The 6,461-nt window shown below is 59.1% G+C and carries 6 protein-coding genes; 1 reads left to right on the top strand and 5 read right to left on the bottom strand.

Annotated elements, in window-relative coordinates; all coding sequences use genetic code 11:
• The first annotated feature begins 186 nt into the window (after positions 1-186).
• Positions 187-1,662: a hypothetical protein gene (locus DDZ17_RS22560; protein WP_157976776.1), complete on the top strand. Its 1,476-nt coding sequence runs from the start codon at positions 187-189 to the stop codon at positions 1,660-1,662.
• Between the two features lie 20 nt (positions 1,663-1,682).
• Here DDZ17_RS22560 and DDZ17_RS20955 read toward each other — a convergent pair whose 3' ends face one another.
• From DDZ17_RS20955 to DDZ17_RS20935, 5 genes are read right to left on the bottom strand one after another with little or no spacing between them, the layout of a single operon-like run.
• A complete protein-coding gene (locus DDZ17_RS20955) occupies positions 1,683-2,432 on the bottom strand; it encodes a TIGR03747 family integrating conjugative element membrane protein (protein WP_116368996.1) in 750 nt (249 codons plus the stop codon).
• Positions 2,429-4,600: a type IV conjugative transfer system coupling protein TraD gene (gene traD, locus DDZ17_RS20950; RefSeq protein WP_116368995.1), complete on the bottom strand. Its 2,172-nt coding sequence runs from the start codon at positions 4,598-4,600 to the stop codon at positions 2,429-2,431. Before traD ends, DDZ17_RS20955 begins: the two co-directional genes overlap by 4 nt.
• A 1-nt stretch (position 4,601) precedes the next feature.
• Positions 4,602-5,138: an integrating conjugative element protein gene (locus tag DDZ17_RS20945; protein ID WP_479680801.1), complete on the bottom strand. Its 537-nt coding sequence runs from the start codon at positions 5,136-5,138 to the stop codon at positions 4,602-4,604.
• Positions 5,135-5,716, bottom strand: coding sequence for a transglycosylase SLT domain-containing protein (locus DDZ17_RS20940; protein ID WP_116368993.1), 582 nt, complete (start codon positions 5,714-5,716; stop codon positions 5,135-5,137). The genes DDZ17_RS20945 and DDZ17_RS20940 overlap by 4 nt, the downstream gene beginning before the upstream one ends.
• Entirely contained in the window at positions 5,701-6,426 is a 726-nt protein-coding gene (locus tag DDZ17_RS20935) for a TIGR03759 family integrating conjugative element protein (protein WP_241505987.1), read from the bottom strand. The genes DDZ17_RS20940 and DDZ17_RS20935 overlap by 16 nt, the downstream gene beginning before the upstream one ends.
• Between the last annotated feature and the right edge of the window lie 35 nt (positions 6,427-6,461).

Raw genomic sequence — 6,461 nt, 5'->3', positions numbered from 1 at the left:
GCATATTCCAGGCGGCGCGTGCCAGAGCTCGGGGATATCGCAACACGGAGACGTTCATGACCATGATCTACCTGATTGCCAGCCCTGCGGGCTCGATCCTGAAATCCACATGAAATGACGAAGAACCTGAAATGCGATAATCAGTAACCTCGAATTTGTGTAAGGCCTGGCGGGCACCAAAGCGTTATGACTGATTTACATGAGCTGGTGAAAGGGATTATTGAAGACATTAGGAAGCATCAGGGGACTTCGCCATCGTCTAGATGTGAGGGCGATAATTTTCCTCGGATAATCGGTACGGGTGATGGAGGGCAAATTCATGTGTCACGAAAAGTAGACGAGTTAATTGCCGATGTTTCACGAAAGATTATGGCGCGTGACACCACCCTGAAATCACGCTTTTCTGTTAAGGATTTTACGGCGATGGTCCGCAGGGACTTCGGTCCAGCATTGGCAACCATAGACTGGGATCAAGATATAGATCAGAGCACCATTCGAGTCTCGAGTGATGTTGAAGAGGCAGTGGCGAGAGACATAGACTGGACGTTGAAGAAAGGAGAGCTTGAATATGCGTTCGGATGCACATTATTCAGTTATGACGATATTCCTCCGTTTGAAATCGGCCCAGTTCGATTTGAACCCAGAGTTGATTGGCTAGATCGTAAGGCGTCAGATGATCGGTGGGCCCGTGTGGGACCCGGTGGCCGCATAGAACGGTTTTCCGAAAAAATTGCGGATGGGATGATCTCAAAAATAACACACCGGCGCATTTTACGAACATGGAAAGGCGAAAAATTGAAGAGACGAATGTCTTCTGCTGACGCTCATGATGAAAAATTCATTCTTGAGGCGATTGGGGATTGCCAATATGTCTGCTCCGTCAATGTTCCGGGGTTCGGTGGAGATACAGGTCAACATAAAGCGGTACTTGCAGCACGGCTCGCGCAGGCAACGGTCTCCTTGATCTGGGAAAACTCCTCAATGGCACTGGATGGAATCAGTTTGCTTGCAGAAAGGAAAAGGCCGTACGGAAGAACACTTGCTTTCACAACTGAAGGGCTAATGTTGGCAAATGGTTTGGGAGCAAAGCGACTACATGCGCCGTGGGTTGATAAGGAGGAACTAGCTGAAATCATTAATGACTTTTCTGGTTGTTTCACTGTGGCAGGAGAGGCGATCGCGGCTTACCTTGATCCAGATGGGGGTAGTGAACGACCGGCATTGATGAATGCTGTTGTCCATGCGTTGCTTTGGTTTTATGAGGGATGCCGTGAAACCGTTGATCAAATAGCTATTGTCAAATTCTCGTCAGCCATGGAGGTGCTAACCGAGGGATTTGTATGGAAGGCAGGGAACGGAAAAAAGCAAAAGGGAGGGCAGCCGGCGATTCGTGAACTGCTCAAGATCAACCTTGGAATAGATGAAGATAATGTCATTACCCGGGACGGGAAGACTGCGAAGGAAGTTGTTGAATTGATCTACAGTGCGGGGCGCAATCGGATGATCCATGGCGAGAATAAAGCGCTTGGTAATGATTGGTCGATAGAGAGAGCTATCGCTGAAAAACTGTCCAGGTACAGCCTTGTAACCCATCTGGGTAGGGTCTCTGAAAACCCTTTGTTTGATAATCCAAAACAACTCTGGCAGAAAGATGGCGGATAATTTTGTACAGCGCAACAGCCTCACAGATACTTCTTGAAGCTCCCCGCTGTGATATCCACCGCCACCCCCAGCAACACGGCACTGGGTAGCAGGATCAACAACGGACTCACGCTGACCGGCAGCGTCAGATAGGTCACCCAGGGCAGCACCAGCAGCGGCATCAAAGCGGCCTTCGCCCGGTGGTAGACGAAGCCGGATTCCCGTCCCGCACCGAACCGACGGATGTCCCGGCGTACGAGCCCATCTACCAGCCCCACAAAGGCGGCCATGCAGAACAAGGGGAGCATCAGGCACAGCACCAGCAGGCGCACCAGGAAGACCAGCAGGGTATAGGCCGCGGCGATCAGGTAGCTTTCCAGGTGAACGTAGACCACGCCCAGGTAATAGCGGAAATCCCGGGTGGCATTGTCAGCCCCTGCGCGGGCTTGGGTGGCGGCACCCTGCATCCAGTCCATCAGCCCGGTTTTGACGAAAACCCACTCATGGGCTCCGTCGATCAGTCGATGGGCTGTGCGCCCTGGCTCCTGTACCACCACACTGCGAGTGAAGTGGGTCGAGAGTTGATCGAGTTCGTAATGCAGCATGGCCTGAGCATGGCGCCATCCCTGTTCTGGCCAGAACAGGTGCATGCCGACCCACTCAATCAGGATGCACAGCAATAGCGAGCCGCAGAGCACACCGAAGAAGCGAAAGGGCAGCGAGACCACTGAACCCACCAGGTTGCGCTGCCGTGTCTGTTGTCGCTGCGCAGTGGCTGCGGGGTCGCTCATGTTGTGTCGGTTCCGGCGGTCTCGGCACCGGTCATCTGTTTGAAGCCATCCAGCAGGTCATCCGGCAGGCTCTCATTCTGCAGCTCGGGGTTGCCCTGGTTTTCCCACCATTCGCCTGCATCTGAGTAGTGCTGACGCATGTAACCGGCCAGCGCCTGCAGGTCCTTCGGCATGGCCTCGTCGGGGTCGGGGGCCGGCAGCGGCATGCGCAACTTCCACAGGTTGCCGCCTTCGAGCAGTGCGAAGGCCTGGCCTTTGGGGAGGTTCACCACATGAGCCGGTTCGATCAGCGGTACGCTGGTCGAGGTAATGCGATCCTGGGTGTTGGAGGTGAAGGCGGTGTGCCCTTGGGGGTCGGAGGTGTCTGTTGCCCCGCTGACGATGGAGGTGGTGTGCACCTCAACCTTGGGCAGCTGCCGGGTCAATAGCTCGGCAGTGGCCGTCTCGCGCACCCGCAGCATGAACAGGTTGTTGAAGTTGCCCACAACCTGTCCCGCCTTGGCCCGGTTGCCGATCCGGGCCTCGATATCGCTCAGGGTCTGGGTGTAGGCCGTCACCTGAATCCCTGCCCCGCCGCCCTTGTTGACCATGGGGATGAACTCGTCACCCATCAGTTCATTGAACTCGTCGGCGTGGACGTTGATGGCGACTTTTCCAGGGGTGGTGGTCGACGCTGCGGGCAATCCATCGTCGATACCAAACTTGTAGATATGCCCGGCCACCGACACCAGGTCGGAGAACATGGAGTTGCCCACCGCCGCCGCGACCTCGGCATCCGACAGGGCGTCCAGCCCCACGTAGACCACGGCCCGCTTGCGGATGATCTGCATCCAGTCGAAGATCGGTCGCGGATCGTGCAGGTCGGCATAGTCCGGCGCCAGCAGTTGTGAAATCTTGCCGGTGGTCAGCTTCTCCAGCAGCGGCAGCAGCGAGGCGACAATTTTGTCGAAGTAGGTTCGGTCGTAGCGTACCGCTGAGCGCAGTCCATCGAGTACTGGATCGTAGACCCGCACCTGGGACAGGTATTGCTCGATGGCCACGACACGCTTTTCCCGGCCGACCATGTGGCGGGGGATGTTTTTGTCGTTCAGCCGGCCTTCGAGCTGCACGATGACTTCCCAGGCCTTTGGCTCGGTCCTGGCAAAAAAGTGCTGGGCGTACTCGATGAACAGCGCATCGATGTTGACGACGTGGCGCTGGATCTGCAGGTAGTCAGGGCGTCGCCCCAGTTCCACGAGGGCGCGGGCGATGATGTTGACAAAGCGCCAGGCAAATTCGCGAAAAGCGGCGCTGTTGCCCTCGCCGGAGAGCTGCCCGGCGATACGTGTGGCCACCTCCGAGATACGACCGAAGCGGCCCACCGCGTTGTAGCGCGCGGAGATGTCCGGCCAGCCGAGATGGAACACGTAGAACTCGCCCTCGCGTTCGGCGCGCCGGGCTTCCACGTACATACGCTTGAGCAAGTCGGCATCGCCCTTGGGATCGAACACGATTACCACCTCGTGTTCGCCGTTGACCCTGCGGCGAATATCCTGGGTGATGCACAACTCGGCCAGCCGGGTTTTGCCGACCCGGGTGGTGCCGAGCACCAGGGTATGGCCGACCCGTTCACCCAGCGGCAGGGATACATCTGTCTCCATGGGCTCGATGCCGTGCAGCCGCGGCAGCCCGCCCACCGGTGGCAGGGGGCGAAGTGGATTCAGGGGGTGATCCCAGGCGGTCAATCGGCCAAGGTATGGCAGCGGAAATGGCGCAAATTCCAGTCGTTCTTCCAGGCGACGGACGAGTCGATAGGCCGGCATGGGCTCGACGTAGCGGCGAAACTCAGGGCGGTAGGTCTGCATCAGCCGGTGGGTATGGCGCTGATCCCAGCGAAAACCCCGGCCAACAAACAGCCGCTGCTGACTCACCGGCACGTTCCGGCTGGCCATTACGTAGCGCGGGATACGCCTGATGTTGCGGCGATAGCGAAGGATTCCCCGCGCATCGCGAAAGCGGATGGCGGCAAAGGTCAGAAAACCCAGGGCTGCACCCAGCCCCAGTAGCGGGCTTAGAGCCAGCGACCACGGAGCAAACAGGCACAGTAGAGCCGCACCGACACTGACTGCAACGCTGTACAGTTCGACGGCGGGTCGCAGCATGACCTCCACGGCATGGGGCTGGGCCATGTCACTGCTCGAGTCCGGTGGCGGTGATCAGCACCGGGTAGTGCCGGATCTCAAGGCGCTGAGCCAGATCGTCACCAGAGGCCGGTGCCAGGGTCAAGCCGGGTGCCTGGTCTCGCAAGTCGGCCAGTCCTTCGGCAGTGTCGACATTGACCGCCAGACCTACGGCACCAAGCGTTCGCAAGCTGGCCGCCCGTTGTTGCAGCCAGTTGCGGGAAAGGTCGTCGTCGCCCACCACGAACAGGGGGCGAAAGCCTGCACTGTCCATAGGCCGGCGTTCCACCCTGCCCGGCGACAGTAGCGCCGATCGTACCGGCAGCATGTCCGCCTCGCTGATGGGCTGGATTTGGGCTACCGGGACATCAACGTGTTCGGGTCGAGCGATGGGTGTGCCTATGGGCGGTAAATCCATGGCCTGGTAATACGGCAGCGCCGAGACGCCACCTCGGTCCTGAACGACAATGAGTGGGGTGTCATCGGCAGAGGCTGACAGGCTCATTAGTCCCAACAGCCAGCACAGGGCACGAAAACGAGCTTTCAAGGCAGCCCCTCCTCAGATACGGTCAGCGCTGCAGGTCCAGCGTGAATGCGTGACAAGTGTTGGTGAATGCTGCGCCGGTAACGCTCGGCTGGCTCGCCACCGGCCGGGCGGTGATAGCGACCAACCGCATGCAGCCAGCCCTCACCGGTCTTGTGCTGTTCGCGCAATATGGCGGCGGCAATCGCCAGGTTTTGATACGGGTCGAGGAGGTCGCAGGGATGAGTCACCCGATGTGCGTGGTAACCGACATTGATCTGCCCAAGCCCTACGTCGATACGGCGAGCGGGCGTAGTTTCAAGGGCGGTGGTGAGTTCGGCACAGGCCCCGTCCCGGGTGGCGAGCCGCCGAGGTTGACCGGCGACGTTCAGTGTCCATGGCCAGGGAACCTGCCTGTCCCGTATGTCTGTGCCACTCTCCTGCAAAGCAATGGCATAGAGCACTGCCGATGGCACCCCGGCCTCGTGGGCGGCCAATTGATAAGCCGGTGGCGGGAGTGCGGTATCTGCTGTGCTTGGGGAAACGACCAGCCACCCCAGGCAGATGACCACCCAATGCGGGGAACTCAGAGACGTTGCCATTGCCCACCCACCTCACGAACCACGGCGGGCAATTCACCCTGCACCCCGATAGCCAGCCAGCGCCCATTATCATGATTCAAGGTGATGGCACGGTCGCGAACCTTGTCCGGCTCGATGCCCACACGCTCAGCCCATTGGCGTACACGGGCATCGTCCTGGCGGCTGTCGACCAGATACAGATCGAACTCCGCACCCTCCGCCTGTAGCTGTCGGACGCGCCGCTCACAGGCTGGGCAGTTTTCCTTCACGAACACGGCCAACCGGGTGGGCGGGAGGCTGCTTTGAGGCAGGCTACTCAAGCTGCTAGTGCCAACCCGCTGGAGGTCCGGATAGAGTCGCTGCCATGCCGCATCATAGGCGCGCTGATAGGTCAGCAGTTTCTCGACGCGGCGAGCTTCGGCCTGTACCTGCAGCTCTGCGTAGCGGCGGCGCTCCTCGTCGGTGCGCGCCTCGATGCCCAGCGCCGTTAGCGGGTCCAGGTTGGGCGAGTAAATTCCCAGCGGTCCCTGCATCAGCGCCTGATATCGCGTCCACTCCTCGGATTTGAGTCCCCAGTCCGTTGCCAGGCGTTCGTCGAGAGCCGTGTCACCGGCAGTTTCCTCCAGACTGGGCACGATGCGCGAATCGGAGGTAGTGGCGCTTTGGGCAAGAGACAGAGCTGGGACCAGGGCTATCAATGCCAAAAGAGCGTAAGTCAGGGAGGATTTCACGGTAGCCTCCTGTAACGACTGGCCAGGATAGAATC

The organism is Parahaliea mediterranea, from assembly GCF_003402235.1.
GTDB lineage: Bacteria > Pseudomonadota > Gammaproteobacteria > Pseudomonadales > Halieaceae > Parahaliea > Parahaliea mediterranea.
Note: the sequence above shows the minus strand (reverse complement) of the source record. Positions and strands in the feature narration are given on the sequence as shown.

Bases quoted from the DNA above. Each gene is read 5' to 3' on its own strand.
- traD (WP_116368995.1), bottom strand. From the start codon at position 4,600: ATGGCCCAGCCCCATGCCGTGGAGGTCATGCTGCGACCCGCCGTCGAA.
- DDZ17_RS20955 (WP_116368996.1), bottom strand. From the start codon at position 2,432: ATGAGCGACCCCGCAGCCACTGCGCAGCGACAACAGACACGGCAGCGC.
- DDZ17_RS20940 (WP_116368993.1), bottom strand. From the start codon at position 5,716: ATGGCAACGTCTCTGAGTTCCCCGCATTGGGTGGTCATCTGCCTGGGG.
- DDZ17_RS22560 (WP_157976776.1), top strand. From the start codon at position 187: ATGACTGATTTACATGAGCTGGTGAAAGGGATTATTGAAGACATTAGG.